The sequence below is a fragment of the Roseateles sp. genome, assembly GCF_052436255.1.
Lineage (GTDB): Bacteria > Pseudomonadota > Gammaproteobacteria > Burkholderiales > Burkholderiaceae_C > Pelomonas.
The window spans coordinates 66308-92733 of record NZ_JBQVNP010000001.1 but is presented as its reverse complement, the minus strand read 5'-3'; the positions used below and the strand labels follow the sequence as shown (position 1 = coordinate 92733).

General features: G+C 68.7%; 1 protein-coding gene. It reads right to left on the bottom strand.

Annotated features, from left to right (window positions below; all coding sequences use genetic code 11):
* Positions 1-343: 343 nt before the first annotated feature.
* A complete protein-coding gene (locus ACT6S0_RS00285; protein ID WP_444761960.1) occupies positions 344-26335 on the bottom strand; it encodes a hypothetical protein in 25992 nt (8663 codons plus the stop codon).
* Between the last annotated feature and the right edge of the window lie 91 nt (positions 26336-26426).

Below are 26426 nucleotides of genomic sequence, written 5' to 3'. Positions count from 1 at the left end.
GCGGGGCCGGCGACTGCTACGCGGCGGTCAGTCACGAAAGCCCGCTTTGCGGTCCTACTGCTTGGCAGCGAGTCCAACGGGCTGAGCCGCCCCCGGCAATCGCGGAGGCTCAACACTCTGAGAGGATCGAGCCATGAGCAAATCGAACAAGTTCTCGCTCGAGGTGCGCAAGCGCGCGGCGAGGATCCAGCTGAACAGTCAAGCCCCCCAACGACCGCTTGCGTCCAGCGCGAACTGGAGGCACCAACCCAAGCCGGCCTCGCAGGTCGGGTCGTGCATGCCCTCGCCGCGCCTATTAGCGAAATGAACAGGCCTTAGGGACTCTGGCGGCGGCCCGCCGCGGTCAGTGCGCCCTAGCCGAAAGCGTGTTGGCCACCTTGTGTGCCGTGTCCAGATGCAGGCGCAGCGACGCGTTCGGGTTAAGTCGCTGGACCTCCACGCCGCCATGGTTGACGAAACGGTCCTGCCAGTTCTGGCTCTTGCCCCGCGCTGCCGGCAGCAGCCCGGCAGCCTCAACCACGGGCCGAGCGGACCAGTCAATGCTGGGCGCGTCGCTCGCCAGCATGCTTGACGTCGCGGCGATGCCCTGGTCAGCTTTCGCCGGGCTTGAAAGCTCACCTGCCGGCAGGACGCGCTCCCCTGCCAGCAGCTGGCTCTCCATCGCGCCTCCGCTGGTGTGGGCCAGTCCGAGCACATGGCCTGGTTCATGTATCAGCACGCTCAGCAGGTCCATGCGCCCGGCGGCCGGGCCGGCCGTTGCGAGGAGCCCTCTGGATGTTTGACGGAACTCGCTCGCGTCACGCGGCGTGCGGTCGACGGACCCGCCCCACTCGGCAGCGTGGCTGTCGATGGTGACCACATCGCCCTGCCTCTCGCCCCACACCAGACCCGGCATGTCGGCAGTGGCGTAGCGCACGCTGCCCGGCTGCGCGATCTGCGCAGCGCTTGCCCTGGCATTTGCCCATTCGCTGCTAGCTTGCGCGACCGGTTGCAACCATTGCGTCTCATCCAAAGCAGACCCTTGGGCTTTCGTCTGCATCGGGGCCGCAGCCGCCTGCAGCTTGACGGTCTTGTTCTCCGGGTGGGCCTGGTGGTTGCCGTTGTGCAGGTTGCCGGCCACGAAGAGCACACGGTTGCCCTGGCGGTCGAGGATCTCGATCTGCGCAAAGTCGGTCTTGCCCGGCTCGCCGTTGTCGGTGAAGGTGAAGCGGATCGTGTAGCCCTGCTGGTTGTTGAAGCGGCCGGTGCCCACGCCAATCAGGGTGTCGAACGGCGCCGGGCGCGGCAGGGGGTCAAGGTTCGCGTCGTCATAGCAGGTGAGTGAGATCAGGGACTCGAGGTGGAAGCTGTTGCGGTCGAAGTTGACCTGCAGGTTGTTCGGCCCGATGTCGATGTCGCAATGCAGCTCGAAGCCATGTGTGACGCGCATGCCGTCTTCCGTGTAGACGCTGCCGCCCCCGGTCATGCGCCCTTGCGTGTGCACGGGCAAACCGATCACGAAGTGCGCGACATCGTCGTCGCGAACCGTGGTGCCTGTGACGACGTTCGTACCCGTCACCTGCGCCACGTTGACATAGGCCCCCGACACCGGCGCGACCGTGTAGACGCCGGCCGAGGTGTACAGCCAGGTCTCGCCGGAGTCGAGCAGGCCGTTCTTGTTGGCATCACCGACGATATTCGAACCCTGACGTAGCGGCACCGGCTTGAAGTCGTCTCCAGTGACGGTTGTGCCCGCATCGTCGGTGATGACGATGTCCTTGAGTGCCTGCGCGCCCAGGTTCGTCACTTGGAAGGTGTAGGTCGGCACCGCACCTTGAGTCAGCACCACGGGCTGGTCGGCGCTGTTTGCGTCTTCCTGCACGGTCGGCTGGGCGGGGTTGGCTGCGTTGATCGCCTTGACGATGCGGATGGACGTCGTCGCCGTGACCGTGGTGCCGAAGTAGTAGGCCAGGTCGTCGTCTGTGTAGCGCACTCCGCTGTCGTCGGCCACCCGCACGGTGGCGGTGTTGGACTGCTGCCCCGCCAGCGCTGCGCTCGCCGCACCGGCCACGCCGCTGGACGTGAAGAGCCACACCTCGTCGACGTCGAGCCGGCCGTCGGAATTGACGTCGCCGCCCACCAGCACCGGCCGGAAGCCGTCGGAGTCGACGAGGTCGATGAAGTCGAGGGCCGTGGCCGACTGGTTGTAGACCAGATAGGTCCAGACGATGGGCGAGCCCACCGTGAGGATGGGGCCGGTGGCGGCATCGGCGTCTTCATAGCGTGTGGGTGCCGTCACGTGCACGGCGTTGATCGCCTTCTCAACGCGCACGGCGCCGGCCTGGCCGAGGTAGCTGGCCGCGTCGGTATCGGCCGCGGTGCGGCCGGTGCGGCCGTCGGTGGCGGTGGCCTTCACCGTGTTGGTGTTCAGGCCCATCAGCGCCGTGCTTGCGGCCGAGGTGTAGCGCCAGTCCTCACCCACGTCGAGCAGGCCGTTGCGGTTGGTGTCGCCCACGTTGTAGGCGCCACTGAGCACCGCGATAGGCGTGAAGTCGTCCGAGGTCGAGCCGGGTGTGCCGGCGTCGTCGACCAGCGAGTTCACCGCCAGGGCGCCGTTGCCGGTGTTGCTCAGCAGGTAGGTGAAAGTGACGCTGGCGCCCTGGTTCAGCACGACCGGGCGGGCCGGGTCGTCGGCATCCTCCGCGGCAGTCGGGCGCGCCGGGTTGACGGCGTTGATGGCCTTCTCGACGTCGATGCGCGCCACGGCACCAAAGACATTCGCCGGGTCGTCGTCGCGCAAGGTCAGCTGCGTGCGCGTGTTCACCGCGCTGACATTGGCAAAATTCGTGACGAGGCCTGCCCCGACGGTACGGGTGGCGGTGTAGAGCCAGACCTCGTTGCGGTCGAGCAGGCCGTTCTTGTTCGAGTCGCCGGTGTTGTAGACCTTGCCGCCCGCGGTAACGGTCACCGGCGCCGGCACGAAGTCATCGGTCGTGAGGCCCACGGTGCCCGCGTCGTCAACCAGCGTCACCGTGGCCAGCGCGTCGTTGCCGGTGTTGGTCACCGCATAGCTGAAGACCACCGTGGCGCCGGCGGCCAGCACCACCGGCGTGGTCGGGCTGTTGGCGTCTTCGGCTGTCGTCGGTGTCAGGGGCTTGACCGCATTGACTGCCTTCACGACCACCAGGCCCGGTGCACTGCCGTAGTGGTGGGCCAGATCGGTCGACGTAGCCGTGGCGCCGGTGACGGCTTCCGTCACCACGACCCGGGCGCTGTTCACATACTGCCCGGCCAGCGCGGTGCCAGTGGCTTGGTAGAGCCAGACTTCGTTGACGTCGACCAGCCCGTCGCGGTCGAGGTCACCGACATTGAAGCTGCTTCCGGCGGCCAGCACGGCCACAGGCGTGAAGTCGTCGGACGTGATGAGGCCGGTGCCGGCGTCGTCACGCAGCTGGGTCACCGCGAAAGCGACGCTGCCGGTGTTGATGACCTGGTAAGTCCAGACCACCGTACTGCCCACCGACACGATCGGCCCGGTGGGAAAGTCGGCGTCCTCGTAGGCCGTGGGCGCGTTGGGGTTGGCCGCGTTGACGGCCTTCTCCAGCCGCACGCCCACCACCCCCGGCGTCTGGTCGCCAAAGTGGTGGGCCGCGTCGTCGTCGCTGACGGTGGCGCGCGAGTTGACGCCCATGGCGTTGACGCGGGCCAGGTTGCTGTAGGCACCCGCCACGACCCTGTAGCCGCCGGCAGAGGTCCCGGCCGAGGTGAACAGCCAGACTTCGCCCGCGTCCAGCAGGTTGTCACGGTCGCTGTCGCCGACGTTGAAAGCCGCACCGCTCACCGTGACTGTCACCGCCAGGGGTGCGAAATCATCACCCGCCACGCTCGGCGTGCCGAAGTCGTCGCTTAGCGAGGTGATCTCCAGCGCCTCGGCACCGGTGTTGATGAGCTGGTAGGTCCAGGTGACGGGCGTGCCTACCGCCAGCGTCTGGCCGGGGGCGCTGTCGGCGTCCTCAGCGACCGTCGGCGCCAGCGGGTTGACGGCGTTGATGGCCTTCTCGATGCGGATGCCCGGCAGCGGTGTACCGGAGCCGTTGTAGTAGACAAGGTCGCCGTCCTCGACGGCGTCGCCCGCCGTCGAAGTGCCACGCACGGTGGCCTGATGGCGCTGCGCGCCGGCTTGCGTCGTGAGCCCGGCCGGCGCGGCGTAGAGCCACACCTCGCCTGCTTCCAACGCGTTGTCGCCATCGTCACCGCTGACGTAGACCGGCACGAAGTCGTCGGCCAGGTTGCCCGGCGTGCCGGCGTCGTCAATGAGACGCAGGTTGAAGATCGGCGAGCCGTCGGGGGTCAGATTGCGCACCAGGTATGTCAAGGTCAGCGCTGCGCCGGCCGTCAGCGCCGGACCCGGCGGCAGGTCGGCATCCTCGGCCACCGTGGGCGTCAGCGCGGCCACGGCGTTGATGGCGCTCTCGATGTTGATCACCGCTGCATCGGGTGTGCCGGGCACGCCGCCGCTGGGCGTGCTGCCGTGCTGGGTCTGCAGCGGCGCCAGGGTGCGGTCGTCTTCCTTGCCGCCGCTGTCGTCGTAGCGCGCACGCCCGTTGCCGGGCTGCGGGTCACGGGGGCCGCCGTGCTGGTCGTTCCACTCGGGGTCGCGCTGCGTCACCAGGCCGATCTCGCCATTGGGCTCGGCCAGCGACCGGTCGGCACCGCCGGCGGTGGCCAGATCCGTGATGAACAGCAGTGTGGCGGGCGAGATCAGCCGGTTGATGGTCGGCGCGCCGAAGCGGCTGAACGGCACGATGAAGCTGTTGAACTCGCCTGTCCAGTCGAACATGCGGTCGTGGCCGGTGTTTGCGATCAACACGTCCAAGCCGCCGCCACCGTAGGCGAAGTCGCCCGCGCCAGCGGTGTTCTGCACGTCGGTGGCGTCGTCGGTCTCGTCGTTGAGTCCGCCGTTGGTGTCGAGGTTGTCGTCGAGCTGGTGGTAGTCGTCACCCAGGCCGCCGAACAGGCGGTCGTGACCGGTGCCGCCGAACAGCGCGTCGTTGCCCAGGTCACCGAAGATCTGGTCCTTGCCGTCCTCGATCAGCACGCCACGGTCGAAGGCGTCGAAGTTCAACAGGAAGCCCGCCACCTTCAGCATCGGCCGGTCGGCGTCGTAGAAGTCCATCTTCCGCGTCACGGGGTCGTAGCGGAAGGGCGCGGCGGTGGCCGCGCGCACGTCGTCAAAGAAGGGCTGCAGCGCCTCGGCCCCCGAGAGAGCGTCGTCGCCGGCACCGCCGTGGATGAAGTCGTCGCCCAGGCCGCCATAGACCACGTCGTCACCGCCCTGTTCCCAGGCCAGCAGGTTGACGGTCTTCTTCAGGTAGCCGTTGAGATCGACCCAGGCGCCCGTGAAGGGGCCCGGCAGCTCGATCAGGCGCTCGGTGGTGACGGCAATGCCATAGAGCGGCTCGGCCACCCCGTTTCGGCTGGTGCTGATGCGGCCGTCGTCGGCCACGATGCCGTCTTCCCCGCTGCCGCCGAAGATGCGGTCGCTGCCGGTGCCGCCGTACAGGTCGTCGTCCCAGCCATCGCCGTAGAGCACATCGTTGCCCCGGCCGCCGTGCACGATGTCATCGCCGTCTTCGGCCTTCACCAGATCGTTGCCGCCGATGCCCGCGGCGTCGTTGCCCGGCGTGTAGTCAAGCAGGTCGAAGGTGCGGACCACCACGCGCTCGGCGCCGCGTGCCTCGGTGCGTCGCGGGTTCGCCGGGTCGTTGCCGATGTCCACCGTCTGGTCATAGGCAAAGGTGAGCGGCCGGCCGTTGGCGCCCAGGATGCGCAGGATCACGGCGTTGTCGCCCGTGATGACGTCGGCGTCGAAGGCGTGTTCGGCAATCAGGCTGGCGCGCGAATCGCCGCCCGTGCCGAGATCGTTGCGCTCGATGCGTGTGCCAGCGCCGCCGAAGATGATGTCGTTGCCATCGGGACGCTGCTCGGGTGTGAGCAGGCCGAAGAGGCTTGAACTGCCACCGATGATGTCGTCCTGGCCGAGGTTGCCGAAGATGACGTCGTTGCCGCCGCCGCCCTCGATGTAATCGTCGCCGTCGGTGGCCTTGTTCTCCACCGAGGCCTGAAGGATGAGCGCGCCGCCGCTGCTGATGCTGGCGCCGACTTGATTGCCGAGGATGGAACCGTCACCCTGAATCGCATCGTTGCCGAGCTGGCCAAAGATCTCGTCATCCTCGGACCCGCCGGCGATGTAGTCGTTGCCCCAGACACGCACGTCGGCGTTGGCCGGCTGCTGTTCGAGCGCGGCGCTGTGGTCGAGCAGGCGAATGCGGTACTGGCGGTGCATGGGCTGCTGCGCGGAGGCATTGGCTGGCAGCACGCCATCGGGGTCGGCGTTCAGCGGCCGGCCCTGGGCATCGACCGACACTGTCCGCGACACGCCTTCGGTCGCGCCCGGCACCTCGCTGTACAGCGTCGCACCTGTGAGCGTGGCGAAGCGGACGTCGAGGTTGTCGGGGCGGAAGTAGATATCGGCGTTGTCGCCGGCGATCACATCGAAGCCGGCTCCACCATCCAGGCGGTCGTCACCGTCGAGTGCACCGCTGACGTTGCTGCCGCCGATCAGGATGTCGTCACCGCCGCCGCCAAAGACCGTGTCCTTGCCCTGCTGGCCAAGCAGCACGTCGCTGCCGTCGTCACCATAGATCAGGTCGTCACCGCTGCCGACGTTGGTGGTGGTGTTGATGGCCGTGAACTCCACCGAGCGCTGGCTCGCCGGGCGCAGTTCGGGTGCAATGGGCGGCAGGCTCTGGAGGGAAACGAAGAAACCCCCAGTCGCCTGGACGAGGCCCTGGTCGCCAAAAACCAGGTCGTCGCCGCCGCCGGCGTGAATCTCGTCACCACCGCCGCCGCCGAGGATCAGGTCGCCGGAGGTTCCGCCGAATATCAGGTCGGCCGCGCCGTTGGCGAACTGCTCGGACGCGACCGAGTCGATGAATCCCGTGGTCAGCAGCTTGTCGCTGGCCACGTTCGGGAACTGCAGGTTGCTGGCGTTGCCCGTCGCATAGCCGAACACGGCGCTGCGGCCCGCGGCCGCGGCGTAGTTCGGGTAGACCGTGCCGCGGGGCACGATCTGGTTCACGACACCGTGGTCGCCGAAGATGATGTCGGCACCGGCCTCGCCCGAGAGCGTGTCCTTGCCCGAGACCATTTCGTCGCGCACCGGGCCGAAGGCCAGCGTGCCCACGCCGGCATCGACTGTCACCATCACCAGCGTGCGGGTGATGGGGTCGACGTTGAAGCCACTGTCGCCGTAGATCAGGTCGACGCCGCCACCACCGCGGATGATGTCGTCGCCCGAGCCGCCGGCCAGGTGGTCGCCGGCACCGCTGCCGATGATCGTGTCGTTGCCCGCTCCGCCATAGATGGCGATGCCCAGCACCGTGGTTTCGACATCGGCGCCGCTGAACAATGCGCTGGCGTCGATGACATCGTTGCCGGCGCGCAGGAAGGGGTTGGCGCGCGGGAAGCGGAAAAAGTCGTCGGCCGTGCCGACCTGGTCGAAGAGCTTGGCGCCCAGCACCAGGTTGTCGATACGGCTGGTGAGGTTGGTCAGGCCGCTGTACCAGGTGCCGTCCTGCGAGGTGTCGCCGTAAATCACCAGTGGCGAGTTCGCCCCACCACCGCCTGTGACGGTGATGGTGTCGCCCACGATGGCGCTGCCGCCTGGCGTCAGGTCGAGGTTCCCCCCCCCGTGCACGGTGGTCAGCGTGCCGTGGCGCGCCGGGCCGCGCAGCGCGTCGCGACCTTCATCCGTCGGCACCAGCGTGCCGGTGATGGTGAGCGTGTCGTTGCCCTGGCCCATCAGGAGATTCAGCACTTCGATGCCCGACTTGCCGGTGGCCGAGTCGCCCCAAGTGATGCCGCCTGGGAAGACCCCGGGTTCACCGAAGGGGTTGGCGCCGACGACCAGGCTGGGCGGAAGGCCGAAGCCGGTGAGGCCGGTGCTGCTCAGCACGCCCACCTTATCTTCCTGGCTGCTGTCATCAAAGATGTTCAACGTGTCGATCTGATCGCGCTCGTCGGGTTGGACACCGATCTGCAGCAGCGCCACGTTCCTCTCCGCCGGCTGCAGGATGGCCTGCGTCAGCGCCCGTTCACCCATCGGGCCTCCGACGATGGCCAGCGGGCCGCCCAGCTTGCTCAGCAGATGTTGCTGCGGTGCCCACACCTTCTGCGTCGTGGGGTCGATGGACAGGCCGGCGGGGTTGAAGCTGGCATTGGGCTTGACGGTGACGGTTTGCGGCCGGTACCAGTTGGCGTTGTCGAAGACCAGCGAGCCCGGCTCGGTGAGCACCTGGCCGTCGGTGTTGATGGCGATGGCCACGCTGCTGGCGGGCGCGCGCAGCAGACGGACGGTGTAGGAGTCGTTGACCGACTGGTCGCCCGGCGTCGCCGGGTCGTCCTTGAGCACCTGGGTCGAGCCGTCGCTCTGCAGCACCAGCACGCCAGGGGCGTCGTCGTCGTACACGCTGACCGCCAGTTGCGCCAGCTGGCCGGCATAGGCCAGCGCGCCGCTGTGGGCCGTGACCGCCGCGCTGATGAAGGAACGCTTGAAGTCTTCGCGGGTGCCGTCGTCGACGGCGCTGAAGAAGATCTCGATGCCGCTGGCCGAATTGGCCGCGCTGAAGGCGACGGTGGCCTGGCCGCCGCCGAGCACGGTGACACCGGCGCCCGAGAGCACCAGCTGCTGTGCGTCGTAGCTGAGCGTGACGGTCACGGTCTGGCTGCCCGTCAGCGCCTGGCCCAGGCGCAGGTTCGCGCTGTCGGCGATGCCCGGCGTGAAGCCCTGCGCGTCCGGCGCCAGGCTGCCCTCCAGCACCAGCGTGGAGCCGCCGCTTTGGGTGAGGATCAGCACCGGCGCGTCGTCGTCGACGATCCTCACCTCGACGTTGCGCACCTTGGCAAAGTCGAACGTCGCCAGCGAGGCCGCCTGGTTGTTGGAGGCGCTGTCCAGCGACGCGTCTTCGACGACGGCGCGCACACTGTGGTTGACGGTGACCGTGCGCTCGCCCTCGGCAAGCGCATCGTCTACGCCATACACGTGGACGGCCTGTTCCTGGTCCCAGTTGGCGGCGGTAAAGGTCAGCACCAACGCGCGATCCGGGGTGTCGATCCCCTGGCCGTCGATGGTGACGCTGCGCGTGAAGCTCGAAGGCAGGGTGCGCGCCAGCCACATCGAATCTCCGCCGGCGCCCTGCTCTTCGCGATTCGAACGCGAGGCCGAGACGGTAACGTAGACCACCACGCCGTCAGCGGGCTTGGTGGCCAAGCGCACGAAGTAGCTGTCGGCGCTGAGGGCGTCGCCCGTGGCGCCTTCCTGCATTGCGGTGCTGCCGTGGGTTTCGCGGATCACCACCGCGCCGGCACTGGCCTGCGCCACGGTGGGGTCGATGCCGTCAACGGCCAGGCCGTCGTAGACGCTGCCCGGCGCGCTGACGCTGTGGCCGATGGCGCTGGACCCGCCTTCGAGCTGCTGCATCACGATGGGCTCGGCCACGTCGCCACCGACGTTGAAGCTGTCGCTGCCCAGGCCGCCGATGAGGCGGGTGATCACCCCCACCGGCGTGCCCAGCACGTAGAAGTCGTCGTCGGACTCCAGGCCGTCGACTTCCAGCACTTCAATGTTCTGGAATCGTACGTTGACGCCAGCGCCGAACACGCCCTCCTCGGTGACGACGAAGTTGTCAGGGAACTCGGTGCCCAGGATCACGAGCTTGTCGAAGCCGCTGCCGCCGTCCACCGAAACCGGGGCGTTGATGTTGTACTGGACCGTGTCGTTGCCGTCGCCCGGACGGACGTTCATCTGGCCGGCGGTGGAGACATCGCTTGTGAGCAGAGGGACGGCCACGCCGTTGGCGTCCAGCAGGATGTTGCCGTTGGCGTCGACCTGGGCCAGCGCGAATGCGCGGACGATGAACAGGTCGTCGCCCGCGTCGCCTTCCAGGCGCAGTTCGGCCTTGTTGCTGTAGACGGTGAAGCTGTCGTCGCCGCTGCCGCCCTGCGCCACGATGGGCATGGACGCGCCGCGGCTGACATAGCCACGCGTGGTGGCAATGGTCGTGAAAGCATCCGTGCCCGAGACATTGCCCGCGATGCGCTGCGAGCCGTAGATCTGACCGACCTGGAACACGTCCTGGCCGCTGCCGCCGTCCAGCGTGGTGGTGGCGCTGTTGTCGTCGACGGCGAAGAAGTCGTTGCCGGCGCCGCCGTAGACCTGAAGGCGGCCGTTGAGGTTGGCGTCGTAGTTGACGCGCTGCACCGCCTGCGGGCGCACGTTGCCGTCGGCGCTGGGGGTGCGCGCCTGGTCGAGCGTGCCGTGCAGCAGCGCCACAAAGGCTGGCGCGGTGGCCGCTTCGGACGGAATGCTGTCGACGCGTCGCAGCAGGAAGATGTCGTCGGTGCTGCCGTCGGCTTCGGTGCCGTCGACTCCGAAGACGCTGAGCACGTCGACGCCGTCATTCAGCGCACCGGTGTCCAGCACGTTGACGACATAGTTCCGCTCCTGACCCTGGCTGCCGGTGGTCTGCACGACATAGCTGTCGGTGTCGGCCTGGCCGTCGAGCGTCAGCGTGTCGCCGAGGCCGTCGCGGTCGACGTGCATCGAGCCCAGGCGGGTGACGATGAAGCGGTCCTCGCCGTCGCTGCTGGCGCTGGGCAGGGTGCCGCCGGCCGGCGTGGCCGTGGCGCTGCCAAAGGCGCTGGTGTTGGCGTCGAGGTCGGTCTCAAAGAACAGGAAGGTGTCGGTGTCGTTGTTGCCGAAGATCTGGGTGAAGGTCTTGGCGTTCGGGTTGGCCAGCGTCACATCCAGCGGCGCACCGGTCATGCCGATGGTGCCGCGCAGCAACATCGTGCTGCCGAAGCCGATATCGCGGTCGACAGGGTCGACGCTGCCATCGGCGCGGCGGCGTTCGTCGCCACGGATCTGGATGCCTGTTCCGGCCACCACACGGTTGACGGAGTTCGTCACCACGTTGTCGCCCACCCACAGCGCGACGCTCAGGTAGGCCAACACTTCGCCCGCGCTCACCGTGAGCCCAGCGCCCTGGCTGATCTGGGCGCCCTGTCCACCGTCGCTGACCAGCAGGTAGAGGTCTTCGCCGGTCATCGTGACCAGTGAAGGGTCGCCGTTCATGAAGATCGGCGTCAGGGTCGTGTCGGGCACGGTCAAGCGCACGTCACCGAGCGCCGAGCGTGCGGCGAGCAGGTTCAGCTCGCGGTCGGTCTCGGTCAGGTAGACACCGGTGTCGCCCTGCACGTAGACGCGGCCGTCGCGCACATAGGCGCTGGCGACCACGCCGCTGTTCACGTCGAAATCGTCGCCCGCGCGGCCCACGCTGCCCGCGTGTGCCGCCAGGTCGATACGCAGCGCCGTGACGTTGGCGAGGTCTTCGCCATCGGCGTCCACATCCGGCCGCTGGTCGACGATGGAGCCGGCACGGGCTGCCAGCGACACGTTGCCGCGGTTCGCCAGCACGCTGTGTACACGCAGGTCGCCAGCGATCTCTTCGCTGTAGACCGAGCGCTCGGCGGTCACCGTCAGCGCACCGCTCCTGGCGCCGGCGCGCAGGCCGCTGGCCACGTTGTCGATGAGGTTGGTCTCGATGAAGTTGGCGGCGCTGCCCACCCCGCCTGTCTGTGCGGTCAGCGTGATGGCTACGCCGCTGATGTCGGCCAGTGCTGTCAGGTCGTTGTCGGCGGGGTCGGCATCGACGAAGCCGCGCGGGGCCAGCAGGAAGACACTGTCGGTGGTGCTGCGGATGCTGCCCACGCGCAGATCGTCACCGTCGGTGGCGTCGACCGCAACAATTTCCTGCCAAGGGTTGGCGGCGCTGCCGATGAAGCCGTTGGTGACGATGTCGACGAAGCGGCCCCCGGCCTCGATGTTGCCGACGCCCAGCACGTTGACGACACGCGTGTCGGCGTCGGGATCGCTGCTGTCGACGGCGCTGATGCTCAGATAGCTGCCGGCTTCGGCCAGGCCGAAGGTCCAGGTGGCGTCCACCGCGGTGGCCGCGCCGGTGGCGATGGCCGCCTGCGAGTACAGCGAGCGGATCGGGTTGCCCTGGGCGTCCAGCGCGTCGGGACGGTAGAAGTTGTAGTAGACGGCGCTCTCAGGCGCACCGCGGCCCTGCACCGTGACGAGCACGCCGTTGCCGGCCGCGCGGCCGGTCTCGATGACGCTCTGGCCCAGGCGCACCTGGGTGTCGCGTCCCGCTGTCAGCGTATCGACACGCGGCGTGACGAGCGGCAGCACGCCGTTCGCGTCAGGGCTGAAACCACGGAAGCGCGAGCTGAAATCGAGGAACAGGTCGATGCCCGCCTCACCCCAGGCCTGCGACATTTGCGTCGGTGCGTTGATCAGTTCAACACGCACCGGCGCGGCGGCCGAGCCAACCGAGCCCTTGGCGTCGATGCCGTGAAAGCGGCTGACCAGCGCCTGGGCCGTCTGCGGCAGCACCGCTTCCAGTGTGTTCAGCACCGCCGTCTGCTGGTTGCCACCGCTGAAGGCCGCGATTTGCACCACATACGGCGTCTGGCCGGCGACCTCGATCTTGACGAGATCACCTACGACGAAGCCCTCGGCGAGCCAGTTGCCGCCGTCCTGGCGCGTCAGCGTGTCGGGCGCAGCGCCGTTGCTGGAAAGGTTGATAAGGCCTTCGTAGCGGCGGTTGGTTTCGCCCTCGAAGTCGGCCGGCGCGGTGACCGTGAACTCGTTGCCCAGCGTGCCGGTGCGGATGAGATAGGTGCTGCCAGCGTTCGCGCCGTCTTCGGCGACGATGCCGCCGCCGGTGTTGAGGATGCGCGTCTGGCCGATCGGGTTGTTGATCGCCTTGCCGTGGCGCAGCGTGATGTCGCCGCTACCCAGGTTGCGGATGTCGATCAGCGCCGGCTCGTAGGTCTGCAGCAGCTTGAAGTTCAGCCCGACGGACTGACCACCCTTGTCCAGGTGCACGCGCGGGGTGCCGGTGGCACTGATGAGATCGATGTTGTTGATCAGCAGCGGGCTGTCCGATGCGTTAGTGATGCGCACCGAGTCGAAGCCGTTGGCGAACGTGAATGTGCCCCAGTAGTGGCTGCCAATCTGCTGGCCGCCGACGATGTCGCCCAGGGCCTGGAACACCACCTCGCCCAGGCGCGCGTTCGCGATGTCTCCGACCTCGACTTGAGCGCCGGTGGCGCTGCCGGGCGCCGGGTGCACCGTGCCGTTGACAGTGACGTTGACGGCGCGGCGGATGGTGCCGTCGGCATTGACATAAAGGTCGGGCGCCGGGCCGGCGCCGACGACGATGTCGGAATCCCAACGCACGGCGCGGCGGTCTTGCTCGATGCCGTTGCTGATGGCGCCGTTGTTGGCCTTGCCCAGCAGGGCCAGGCTGTTGAAGCCGCCCACAGCATCCAGCGGGCTGGTCGGCACCGCACTGCTGGTGCTGCTGCCGGGGCGGGGCGCCACGGTGACAACCACGCCTGCGTCGCCGTCGATGAGGTTCTTCACGGTGCCGGAGTTGTCTCCCGGCTCGGAGGAGCCGCCGAACAAGCCGTACCAGCGCCCGCTGGGGTTGCGCACCGCGTTGACCGTGGTGTGCGTAGCCTCCATGTCCATACCCTGGCGGCCGGTGATGGCCGTCAGCCCGGTTGCCGTGCCTTCCAGCAGCACCAGGGTGCTGGAGGTGATGTCGTTGTCGGCTGTCGCGGTGGCGCCGCCGGCAAAACCGCCTGCGGTGGCTTCCGAGGTGGCTGTGGGCCGCAGGCTTCGTGCCTGGGCCAGCGCGTCGACCGTGCGGGCAGCGACGGTGGCGCCGCTGCCGAAGATCGCGTTGGTGCGCGCCGTGATGTCGTTCTCTGCCGTCGCATTCGACACCGAGATGAAGCCGCCGCCCTTGCCCGAGGCAGTGGCGCCGGTAGTGGCGTCGGTGATCGCGCGCATGCGGAAATCGCCGGCGGCCTCGATGTTCACGCCGCTGGCGTTGATCTGCGGATTGGCGCCTTCGTCAGCGATGTTGCGCACCGCCACGCCCGGCGCGGCATGGCCGACGTAGGCGTTGTTGCGGGTGTCGTAATTGACTGAGGCGTTGGTGACCCCCACCTGCACAAAGCCGCCTGAGCGGCTGTTGCCGAAAGCCGTGACCGAGGCCGCCGACAGCGTCGTGATGCTGACGTCGCCACCGGAACGGACGCGGTCGGCGTCGATGGAGGCCTGCACGTCGCCGAAGAATGTGGCCGTGGCCTGCGGCACCTGCACGTCGGCAAAGGCGCCGCCGCTGCCGCGGGCGGATGACGACGACTGGCCGTCACCCGTGGGCGGGCTGACCTGGCGCAGTGACACGCCACCGGGGCCGAGCAGCAGGTTGACGGCGTTGGCCGTGGTGCTGTTGATGTCGAGCCGGAACCCGTGATTCAGCGCTGTGCCGCCGCTGGCGCTCAGCGCGAGGCCTTCCTTGCCCAACTGGTGGGTGCCCTGCGCGTTGCCAACGGTGATGGAAGGCACCACCACGCCGTTGGGAGCCTGCAGCTGGAAGCTGCCGCCGGAGGCGTTGACCACCGTGTAGTTGAGCCCGCTTTGCAGGCCGCCCAGCGCTTGCGGCACCAGCAGGTGGCGCACGCTGGAAGGCGAGGTGCTGGGGTCGAGCAGGATGTCGGCCGTGCGCAGCGTGGCGTTGCCGGCCACGGTCTCGTTGGTCAACACGTCCCCGGCGAAGGTGAGCTGGGTGGCAGTGACCGCCAGGATGGTGCGTTCACCGTTGTTGCTGCCCGTGCCGCTGATGACGATTTTCTGGCCCGCGGTGAAACCGTCGGTGATCCAGCTGCCACTGGCCACAGTGCGGGTCAAGGTGTCGGGTGCGTTGGCGACGCGGGCGAACACCAGGCCGGCCACGGTCGCCTGGGTGGCCCCCGCCAGCTTGAGACGGAAGTCGTCGACGCGCACCACCTTGTAGCTGGCCCCGTCGACAAGGCCGCCAATGGCTGCCCCATTGGCACGGTAGGTGACGATCTGACCGTCTGCCAGGCCATGCCCGACATCCACATCCGGCGCGCCGTCGCCATTCGTGTCGATGCGGTTCTTGATGTAGATCTCGTTGTTGTCGCTAGGCGTGAACTCGCCCTGGCCATTGGGCCCGGCCTGGTCGACTGCGGCGCTGCTGAAGCCCGCCGTGGCCGGGGCGCGGTAGGTGACGAGATCGCCGTTCGCAAAGCCCGCAAGGTTGAGGCGGTTGCCGCCGCTGATGAGCCCGCCCTGCGTGGCAATGAAGCTCACCGGTGTGGCCAGCGAGGTGTCGAGCTTGATGGTGCGGTCGTCGATGACGCGCACCAGATACGAGCCGGGGGCGATGATGTTGCCGGCCGCGCCGCCGCCGTTGTAGATGATGCGGTCGCCGGTGACCAGGTTGTGCGGGCCACCGAAGACGATGACGTCGCGGTTCGTGTCCACGCCCGAGACGCCCGCCCCCAGCGGGAAGGGGCTGCTGGTGTCGACTGCGGTGCCGTTGGCAGCCGCGCCGAGCGCCAGCGTGTTCGCGTCGACAACGATGACGCCGTAGTCACGCCCGCCGACCAGCGGGCCGCTGGCGGTGCCGATGGCGGTCTGGCCGTTGGCGTCGTAGGTGACGACGTCTCCCGTCGCCAGGCCGTGGCGCGTGAAGCTGATCGTGTCGTTGCCGATGCTGACGCCGTTGTGCGCCAGGTTGTCGTCGAGTTGCAGACCCCCCTGTTGCTGGCGCAGTTCGGCGTTGACGGCCACGCTGCCACCGGCGTCGATGCGCGTACTGCCACCGCCGATCCAGGCCTGCACGGTCGGGCGGATGGTGATGTCTGACACCGCGGCGCCGATCGAGATCAGGCCGCCTCCGGCCGCAGTGGCGCTGGCATCGCCTTCGGCGGTCTGCGCAATGGCGTCGATGCTGAGCGCGCCGCGGGTGTCCAGGCGCACGTCGCGGCCCACCCAGGCCTGCGTGCTGGGCGTCACGGAGGTCTGCGCCTTGGTGCCGCGGCCGCTGATGACGCCGCCGCTGGCGACGTTGGACGTGGCGTAGGCGGTGTCCTTGGAGTCGGCCTTCACCGCCACGCTGGCGGCGCCGGTGATCTGCGTGCCGTCGGCGATCCAGGCCTGGGTGCTGGCGTCGTTGGACGCGCTGGCCAGCGCCACCTGGACGCTGATGGTGCCGCCGCCGCCCAGTTGGGTGCGCGCGCTGGCGGTGCCCAGGGCGGTCTCGGCCGTGACCTTCATCGCGCCGGCGACGCCGAGCGTGCTGGCGCTGCCGCCGGCGAAGGCCTTCGCCGCGCCCGAGACCTCGGCAACTGCCGAGGTGACGCCCACGTCGAGGCCCAGACTGACGTTGATGAGGTTGGTGCTGGACTGCGCGCTGCGTTGCTGCACCGTGGCTTTGATGTCCAGCGTGTCGGCTTCGAGGGTGACACCTGAACCCACCCAAGCCGCGGTCTGCGTGGCCACGGTGGCCTTGGGCACCATGGCCGAGATGGCCACGCCCAGGCCCACCGTGACACCCGACGCGTCCGTCACGGCCAGCGCATCGGATTCGGCGGTGACGACGACGCCGCCACTGACATCGACCACCGTCGTGCCACCGGCCAGGCCTTCGCCCTGGCGACCACCGATCCAGGCCTCGACCGGGCCGTCGATGGTCGACGCTGTGGCGACACCGGCTCCGCTGCCCAGTGCCGAGAAACCGAAGGCCGTGGCGTTGGCATCGGTGCGCAGCGTGGCGTCGGCGCGCACGGCCAGCGTGCCGGCCTGCAGGTCGGCGTTGCGCCCGACATAGGCGCGGACGGCAGCACTGTCGATGGCGCTCGGGTTCAACACCGAAACGGTGATCAGGCCGCCGCTGACTCCGGTGATGGTGGACTCGGCGCGGGAATCGTTGACGGCGTCGACCGTGGCGGCCTGGTCCAGGCGCAAGGTCGCCGCGCTGCCGCCCGCCGGGCCGGTGCGCTGGGCGCCGACAAAGGCCTCGGTCTCGCTGCGGATGACGGCGTCGGACTTCGCGACCGTGATCGTGGCGCCGCCTGCGCCGACGATGACGGCGTCGGTCCTGGCGCGCTCGGTCGACTTCGCGTCGATGTCGAGCGAGCGCGCATTCAGCGTCGTGGCGCGGCCCACGTAGGCGCGCGTGGCGCCGTCGATGGTCGCCGCCGGCACGAAGGCTGCGATGGCGATGGCCGCTCCCGCGCCGCCATAGGCATTGGTGATGGCGGTGGCGACGGACGTGGCGTCGATGATCACATCGGTGGCCGTGATGCTGCTGGCCGTGGGCGAGGCCGCGGTGTAGTCGGCACCGATGTGGGCATCGGTGATGCGGTGGATGCGCGTCACGCCGCCGACGCCGGTGGCGCCGGCCACGCCGATCGTCAACGCAATCGACTGCGCCTCGGCCTCCGACTTCGAGTCGGCTTTCACCTCCAGGCCGCCGCCTGCGGTGATGCTGCTGGCGCCGCCCAGCGCAGCCAGCGTGCTGCCGCCGATGTCGGTGCTGGGCAGGGTGATGGCAATGCCCGATGAGCCGACACCGACGCCGTCGGTCTCGGCACGGACGAACTGGTCGGAGCTGGCCTTGACCACTACCTTGCCGGAGGCCGACAGCGTCACCGCGCGGGCCGTCGCCGATACCATGTTGCTGATCGTTGCACTGGCCTGGGCACCGGTGGCGCCGAGGCTGGTGCCTGCCGCCACACCGACCGAGCGCACATGGATGGTCTGCACCGCCGAGGCCGTGATCGAAACGTCGCCGCTGCTCGCACTGGCCGATGAATCGGCCACCAGGGCCGTGACACTGCCCGCGATCTGGTTGTCGGTGAGTGAGATGCCCACCGCGATGCCGCCGCCGGCGGCCGCTGCCGCTGCCGCCACCACCAACGCCGAGATGTCGGAACGGTCGGCGGCCGCCACACCCAGCGCCGTGCCGGCCAGCACCGAGGAGCCGCCGGTGATCGACGCCTCGGTCAGGTGCGGTGTGGCTGCGTTGCCGCTGCCGCCGATGTTGTTCTTCGCGCTCGACCCGGCGCCGGACGCTGCGCCCACCGAGCCGGACACCGCGATGGCCATCGACAAGGATTCGATCTGGTTCGCCGAGGTGGCATCGACGTCGACACGCCCGCCGGTGGACTGCAGGCTCGATGCGTCCACGTTGGCCCGCACACGGTTGTCGATGTCGTTCGTGGCCGGTGAAGCCCCAATGGCCACCGCACCGCCGATGGCCACGGCGATGGCCAGCGCTGCCGCCACGTTCTCGGCCTTGATGCCGGTGTCGTCACTGGCGCTGACGCTGATGTTGCCGGTGGCGCGCAGGCCCTCGTCGGGCGAGGCGAGACCCGGTGCACTGGAGAGCACCAGGGCCTGCGTGTCGTTGCTCACCGTGTTGTTGGTGACGCTGGCCGCCCCGGCAAGCGAGACCGCGCCGATGGCCACCGTGATGGCCAGCGAGGCGCCCACGGCCAGTGAGTCGATGCGCCCGCCGGAGTCCGCTTCGACGGTGATGGTGCCCACGCTGTCGAAGCCCGTGTTTTCGACTGCAGCCAGCGTGACGTTGTCGATGTGGTTGTCGGCGAATGCGATGCCGAAACTCACGGCCACGGCGCCGATCGCCACGGCCGCCGAGACCGAGGCGCCCACGGCGTTGGACAGGATCGCGGCGTCGGTGACGGCGCTCACGGTGACGCTGCCGGAGCGGGCGAAAACGCTGTCGGACACCGTGGCCTGCGTCGTGTTGGCGATCGCGTTCTGCGACACGGCACCCGCAGCGGCGACAGCCACGGCGGCGTACAGGGACACGGAAGCGGCACCTGCGGCGCTGACCGACAGTGCGTCGATCCTGGCGTCGGAATCAGCCGCCACACGCACGGCGCCCAGAGTGCCGCCGTTGCGCGAGGTGACATTGACGCCGTGCACGGACGCCCTCGTCGTGTTGCCGATCTCGTTGATCGCCACCGAGGCGCCCACGGCCGCACCGACGCCGGCGTAGATGCCCCCGGCCAGCGCAATCGAAACGGCAGCGGCATCGGCTTTGAGCGCGGCCTTGTCGGCCGCCGTGACTGCATAGTCCGCGCCGGTGCGCAACTGGAAGCTGGATCTCTGCGCCGTGGCCTGCACGGTGTTGTGGATGTTGTTGAGCGACACCGCGCCGGCGCCGGCGATGGCCACGCCCACGTCGACGCCGACGCCGACGCTGGCCGCGCCGGCCACGGTCAGCGCCGTGATCTTCGAGGTGGACGCGCCGTCGATGAGCACGCTGCCGCTGTCGAGGATGGTGCTGTTGTCGACCAACGCACTGGTGCTGTTGCGAATGTCGTTGAGGGCGATCGAGATGCCGATGGCCACCGAAACACCGACGCTGCCACCAACGCCAACCGCCAGCGCGCCCGCACCAGCGATGGTGTCGATGACGGCGCTGTCGGTGGCACGCACGGTCAGCGGGCCGCCGGCCGTCACCGTGCTGCCCTGGATGCGCGCGGTGGCGATGTTGGCGATGTAGCCCCCCGAGCCTGAACCGGCCCCGGCGATGCCGATGCCGGCGCTGGTGCCGGCCGCCACGGCGCCGGCAACTCCGAAGGAATAGGCGCGGATCGACGCTGCCGATTCGGCCTCGACGCGCACGCCGCCCCTGGCGAGCACGGTCGAACCGTCAATGGCGGCGGTGATGGTGTTGCTGATGTTGTTGACCGACAGCCCGATGCCGATACCCACCGCCACACCCGCCGAGCTGGTACCCGCACCGATGGCGAGCGCGGCACCGCCCGAGTCGGCGTCGATCTCTGAACTGTCGGTGGCAGTGACGGTGACGCTGCCGCTGTCGAGCGTGGTGGACGACGCGTTGATGCGCGCCTCGACCGTGCGCGTGATCTCGTTCTTCGACGCGGCGCCGGCGCCTGCCACGGCCACGCCGACGGTGCCGACACCCGCCGACAAGCTGCCGACCAGGCTCAGCGCGTCAATGCTGCCGGTGGACGCCGAGGTGACGGTCAGGCCGCTGACGTGTTCGACCGTGCTGGCGTCGATCTCGGCCCGCACGGCGCCAGCGATCTCGTTGATCGACAAGGCGGCACCTACGGCCAGGCCGATGCCGCCGCTGCCGCCGCTCGCGGCGATGGCCACCGCGAAGCCGCCGGCGTCGGCACTGATGCTGCTGTCGTCGCTGGCGGTGACGGCCACGCTGCCACCGGCGTCGACGCTGCTGTTGCCACGCAGTTTGGCCTGCGTGCTGTTGCGGATGCGGTTGTAGCTGAACGAACCGGCCAGGCTGCCCGCCAGGGCCGCACCGCTGCCCGAGACGCTGGCGCTACCCGCCACGCCCAGTGTGAGCGCATAAATCTTAGCCAGCGACTGCGCATCGACCGTGACATCACCGCCACCTTCGACGCGCGAACCGCTGACCTCGGCCAGCACGGTATTGGTGTCGCTGTGCCCGATGCTGTTGACTGCGAATGCAGCGCCGAAGGCAATGCCGACGGCGCTCGAGGTGGACGAGTAGCCCAGCGCCCCGCCGATGCCGCCGGCCAGCACCTGGATGGAGGTCTTGTCGGCCGCAAGCACGCTGACCGACCCGGCTCCGGTGTTCACCGTGCTGTTGCGTACGCTGGCCTCGGTGTCGGCATCGATCAGGTTGACCGAGCCCGAACCCGCACCTGCCGCTGCAACGCCGCCGCCCTGCCCGCCGATGGCACCGGCCACCGCCGCTGCCAGGGTATAGGCGCCGATCTTCTGCGCGCTGGTGGCCGACACCGTGAGGTTGCCCGCAGCGCCATCGGCCCACGTCAGCGAGGCGTTCGCCACGTTGGCCCTGGCGCCACCGTCAATGATGTTCACGGCCACGGACACACCCGCGGCCACGGCAAGCGAACTGCTTTGCTGGCCGCTGGCAAACGAGAACGACAGGCCGCCCGCGGCAGCCGTGATCAGCGAGGTGTCGCTGGCCAGCACGCGGGCGTCGCCCACGCTCAGCTTGGCGGTGCTGTAGCCGTAATAGGCCGAGGTGTCGCCGCTGATGAGGTTGACGGTCACCGAGCCGGCCACCGCCACCGCTGCGGAGCTGCCGCCTCCGCCACCACCGCCGCTGGTGCTCTGGCCCGAGGCCACGGCGCCGGCGCCGCCAGCGGCCAGCGAGAAGATGCGCGACTGGTTGTCACCACGCACACGCAGCGTGTCGAGGCTGGTGGCTTCGCCCCGGGCGTTGCCGCTGAGTGTGAAGCCGGTGTCCTGCACCGAGGCGCGCGTGTCGCTGTCGATCCGGTTCAGCGAGAAGGCCCCAGCCAGCGCCACTGCGGCAGAACCACTGTTCACCTTGGCGAAGGCCAAGCTGCCGGTGACGGCCAGGATGCCGAGGTTGTTCTCGGCGTCGACGGCCACGAAGCCGGCCTTGACCTGGCCGGCGTCGGCAATGGACGACTGCACCTGGTCGTTGACAAGGTTGATCGACGCCGCGCCCGACACGGCAATGCCGGCCTTGGGCTCGTCGCTGCTGCCGCCCGCCCCCGCCGAGCCGGCCGGCGCGGCCGGCACACCGGGTACCGCCTGGCCTTGCGTCGGGCTCTGCGGCGTCTGTTTCGCCGTCGGGTTGGCCGGCGCGTCGCTCTCAGCCTTGGCCACGGCACCCGCCACGGTGAAGGCCCAGATGTCGCCGTCGATCTTGGCCAGCGTGCTGACGCCGTCTGCCACGTCGATGCTGGTCGCTGCAGCCACCGGGTTGCCGGCAACCGCGTCCGCAGCGCCGATCAGCGCGCGCGTCGTGCGGTTCAGGTCGTTGACGGCCACTGAAATGCCCACGCCCAGGGACTCGCCCGCGGCGATGCCGCCCGCCCAGGTGACATTGGTCGTCAGATCGCCTGCGTACAGGCGCGCGTCGCGGCCGGTCACGATGGCCGCAGCGCCCAGCCGCGCCAGCGTATCGCTCGTCTGGCCGGCGTACAGCACGGTGCCGCCGATGGCGAAAGTCTTCCCGTTGGCCCAGGACTGCGCGAGGTTGACGTTGAGGATCGCCTCCTCGGCCTTCATGTTGAAGCCGCCATCCAGGCCGCTGTGCACGCGTGCGCCATCCTCGACGATGGCGTGTGTGGTGTTGTCCTGCACGCTGATGAAGATGGCGCCGCCGGCACCGCCCTTGCCGCCGTTCACCCCTGACGGGTTGAGGCTGAGCTCTTTCTTGGCCTTCCACTTCAGCACCGGCAACGGCAGGAACTCGCTCACACTGACCTGGGGGTTCACGTCGAACGAGAAGTCGGGCAGCGAGAAGACGCCCGTCATGTTGATGGTCTGCTGGTAGTTGGTGGCCTCCACCGAAACCACCTGCTCGCCTTCCGCGCCGTCGGCATCGGGGCCGGGTGCGTTGTCCTGGTTGGGATGCGGGTTGAGCGCGGCGTCGCGCCATGGGCGGTCCTGGTTCAGCAGTGCGCCGCCGCGGACCACGGCCTCCGACCGGTTCTTGAACACCAGCACCGACACCGAGCCGGCGATGCCGATGTTGTCGGCCTCGGAAGTGGCCGCCGTCCAGGTGTTGAAGAACGCGTCCTTGGCGCCAAGGTTCAAGTTCAGGTACTTGGTGATCGCCCCGTAGCCCTCGGTGCGGATCGAGTCGGTGAGCTCGCCCCAGGACAGCGGGATGAACTGGTCCAAGCGCGTCAGGATCGGGTAGCTGACGTCGGAGATCACGCGCAACGCGCGCAGCGCGTCGAGCTTGGCCCCGCCGTGCACCGTGGCCAACGCCGTGTTGTTCGTGACGTTGATGGCCACCGCCACGCTGGCATTGTTGGGCGCGCTGGAATTGGCGCTGCCGCCGCCGGCCTGCTGCTGCGGCTTGGTACTGCTGGACGCGCCGATATTGAACTTCTGCGTCACCAGCGCCTTGACTTCGAGGTCCTCGTTCGACTTCAGCACGGCGTTGGACAGCACGTCGCTGGTCACCACATGGTCGGCAAAGGTGAAGGCCAGGCCACCGGCGACGGAGAACTGACCGCTGGCCCCGGCCTGGGGCTTGCCGGCTGCGTCGCGGTAGCCCTTGGTCAGGCCCTGCAGCAGCTTGTCGCCCAGGTTGGGCGTCAGCTTGCCGGGCACCTCCTTGAGTTTCTCGATGAGGCCCTTCGGGTCGGGGCTTTCGCTGTTCAGGCCGGCGCTGGCGGTGGCCTTGTCGTCGGCCTCGAGCTGGGCGACCACGCCGATGCCGGTGGCAAAGCCCGAGTCGAGCACGTGCTTCGCATACAGCTGATGACCACTGCCAGTGGCCGCACCGATATCGATGAAGACGCCGGCTCGTGACTCGTTTTCGCTCTCGGCCAGGCGCAGCACCTGCGTGTCAGCGAAGCGCGAGTTGCCCTGCAGGTTCTGCTCGTTCGTGCTGGCGACCACATAGTAGGTGCCGCCATCGACCAGCCCGGGGATCGCGGTGCCGCCCACCGGCGCCTTGTAGACCACGGCCTGGCCGAGTTCGAAAGCGTTGAAAACCGTCGCACCGTTGCGGTTCAGCGTGATGGTGCTGGCCGCGCCGCTGACGTCGGCGGCGCCGAAGACATGCGTGTTGTTCTCCGTCGCCGGCAGGTTCTGCGTGCGCAGGTCGACGATGTTGTGAGCCTCCACGCCGGCCGCGGCACGCAGCGCCTGCGTCTCCGTCTCGGCCAGCTTGATCCAGCCGTCACCGCTGGTGATGACGTAGTAGGTACGGCCGTCAACGAGCCCGCCGATGCTGGTACCGCGGCGGTTGGTGTAGTTGATGGTGTCTTCGGTGACGAGCGCGTTCGGTCCGACGTAGATGCGGTCATTGGCGTAGTCGACATAGCCGACCTGCGGCGTGCCATCGGGGTTCAGCCCTGCCAGCGGGTCGATCTCGATCTTCACCGTGTAACCCAGCACCGGATCGGCGTGGGCGATGACGGTGCCGTCGACGCTGGTGCGGATGTCGGCCTTGGAGAAATTCAACCCGAAGGCGAGGCCTGCCTTGCCGTCGGCGAAGATGCCCGATTCGGCCTCGGCTTCGGACCTCGTGCCACCCTTGGCGGTGATGTTGGCCGTGAGCGCGGCCTCGATGTGGGTGCCCGCAGCCACCGTCACCCGCGAGGTGGCGTTGGCGTCGCTGACCGCCAGTGCCAGCGCGATCTGCGTCTGGCCCGGGTTCTGGGTGCTGTCCATCTCGCGCTCGGTCGACGCGTTCATGGCGGCAGTGGCCTCACCGGTGGATGTGATGACCACCGCAGCGCCCGAGGTGATGCGCACCCCGGTCTGGATGTCGATGCGCGCATCCGCCACCGCCCGCGTGTAGCCCACGCTGAACAGGCTGCCCTTTGCCACGCCCGCTGCAGCCGCGGCGGCGGTGGCGTAGATGCCCACCGTGCTGCCGCCCTCGATCTGGACGCCCTCGTGCAGCGTGATGGTGGCGCTGGAGTTCTTCACCAGCAGCTTCACCGGCAACGCCAACATGTCGGCCAGCACGCCCTGCAGCGGCGAGATGATGAAGTTGTCGACTTCCTTGGGCACGCCGGCGGCGTCTGCCGTGCTCTTGTCCTCGGCCTGGGCGATCAGGTAGATGCCGCCGCCCTTGAGCGTGGCGTTCGCGCCGACGTCGATGTCGACGCTGCGCGAGGTGCCCAGCACCGGCAGCAGATTCTCAAGGTCGGCCAGCCCCGTCAGGCGGGCACGCAGCACGATGTCGCCATTGCCGGTGTCGACCACCACGCCCGGGTTCACCGCGATGCGGTCGGCCCAGATGTCGAGGAAACCTCCCTGGGTGTTGATGCTGCCGCTGATGCTGACGCTATCGATGAAGGGGTCGTCCTCGGGCACCTGGGCCAGGCTGGCCAGCAGCGGCATACGGCTGCCGTAGACGCGCAGGTCGGCACTGAACAGCGCGTCGAGCGACTTGATCTCGATCTGGTCGGCACCGGACAGGCCGTAGACCGACAGCGAGTCGGCCGGGTTGTCAAAGACGACGCCATTGCTGAACAAGACGCCGTCGAAGAAGTTCAGGCCGACGAAGCTCACGCGCATCTGGCCGGTGGTCGAGGTGCTGGCGTCCTCGATGACCATGCGGTCATTGAAGACCGAGCCGTAGATGATCTTGTTGAAGGTGTCGCCACCGATGAAGTCCTGGCGGTCGATGCCGCTGTACACGATGGACTTGCCATGCAGCGCCAGCGTGCCCGCCGCGTCGGGTGCGGCCGGGTTGAAGACGGAATAGTCTCCGCCCACGCCGTTCTGCACCGAGATGCTGTCGAACGTACCCGTGCCACCGGCCACACTGCCACTCAGCGAGCCGGCCGCCTCGAACACGAACAGGTCGCTGGCCGTGAGGTCGGCACCGACCAGGCTTTCGAAACTGCTGAACCGCAGCCCGCCGACGTCGCCGCTGTTGGCGCCGCGCACCGTCCATGTGACGCGGCCCTCGTCGGGGCCGGTCAGGGTGTCGGCGGCGCTGCCGCCGACGAGCACCTCGATCCCCTGGAATGCGGCCACATCGGTGGCGCTGGGCGCATCGCCGCCGAGGCGCGCGTTGACGACCGTGCCACGGCCGGCGAAGCTCAGCGTGTCGACCGCCGCCACGGCGGCCTGCGCATCGTCCACGCCGCCGTCGATGGCGCCCGAGATCGAACCACCGGCGGCCAGCAGGAAGCTGTCATCGAACTTCCCGCCGAGCAGGTTCTCGATGCTCTGGAAACCCAGGGTGCCATCCAGAATGCCGCCATCGGGGCTGTCAATGAGCCAGCTGTGCGACTGCGTTTCAGACGCCACGATGCCGTCGCTGCCCGCCCCACCGGCGATGCCGGCAGACAGCGCCGCGCCGACTTCCAGCGTGAAGCTGTCGGACCCGCTGCCGCCAACCAGGCGCTCGAACCCGCTGAAGGCCGCACCGGCGGCGTTGCCGATGCCGGCGCCGGACACCGTCCACTGCGTGTCGATATCGGGACCGAAGAAGGCGTCGTTCCCGGCGCCACCGACCAGGCTGGTGGGCACCGACACTTCACTGGCGAGCCGCACGGCGTCGTCGCCATCGAGTGTGTTGACAGCCAGCGAGTTGACGCCAGTGAAGTCCGGCAGGAGGTTGCCGTCGAGCGTGACCCGGATCGTGGCGCTGCCGTCGGCGGCTTGGGCGAGCTGCTCGATGACGACAGTGTTGGCCGCCGCCGTCCCTGTGACATTCAGTACGCCCGCGCCGTCGAGCGTGGCCGACAACAGCATGCGCGGCTCCAGCATCTCCAGCCGCAGGGCCTGCTGTCGCTGGAGCGGCCGAGCCGCTTTCAGTGCCAGGGCCCGACGGGCGTGTTGCGATTGGGTGAGGCGGCTCGTGAGCTGACGCAGCCATTGCATGGCGGTCTCCTGCGGGAACGCCTGATGCAAGAGCCCTCAGGGCCCATCGTTCACCCTCGGCATCAGGAAGACCTCGGGTGGCTCGCCGCGA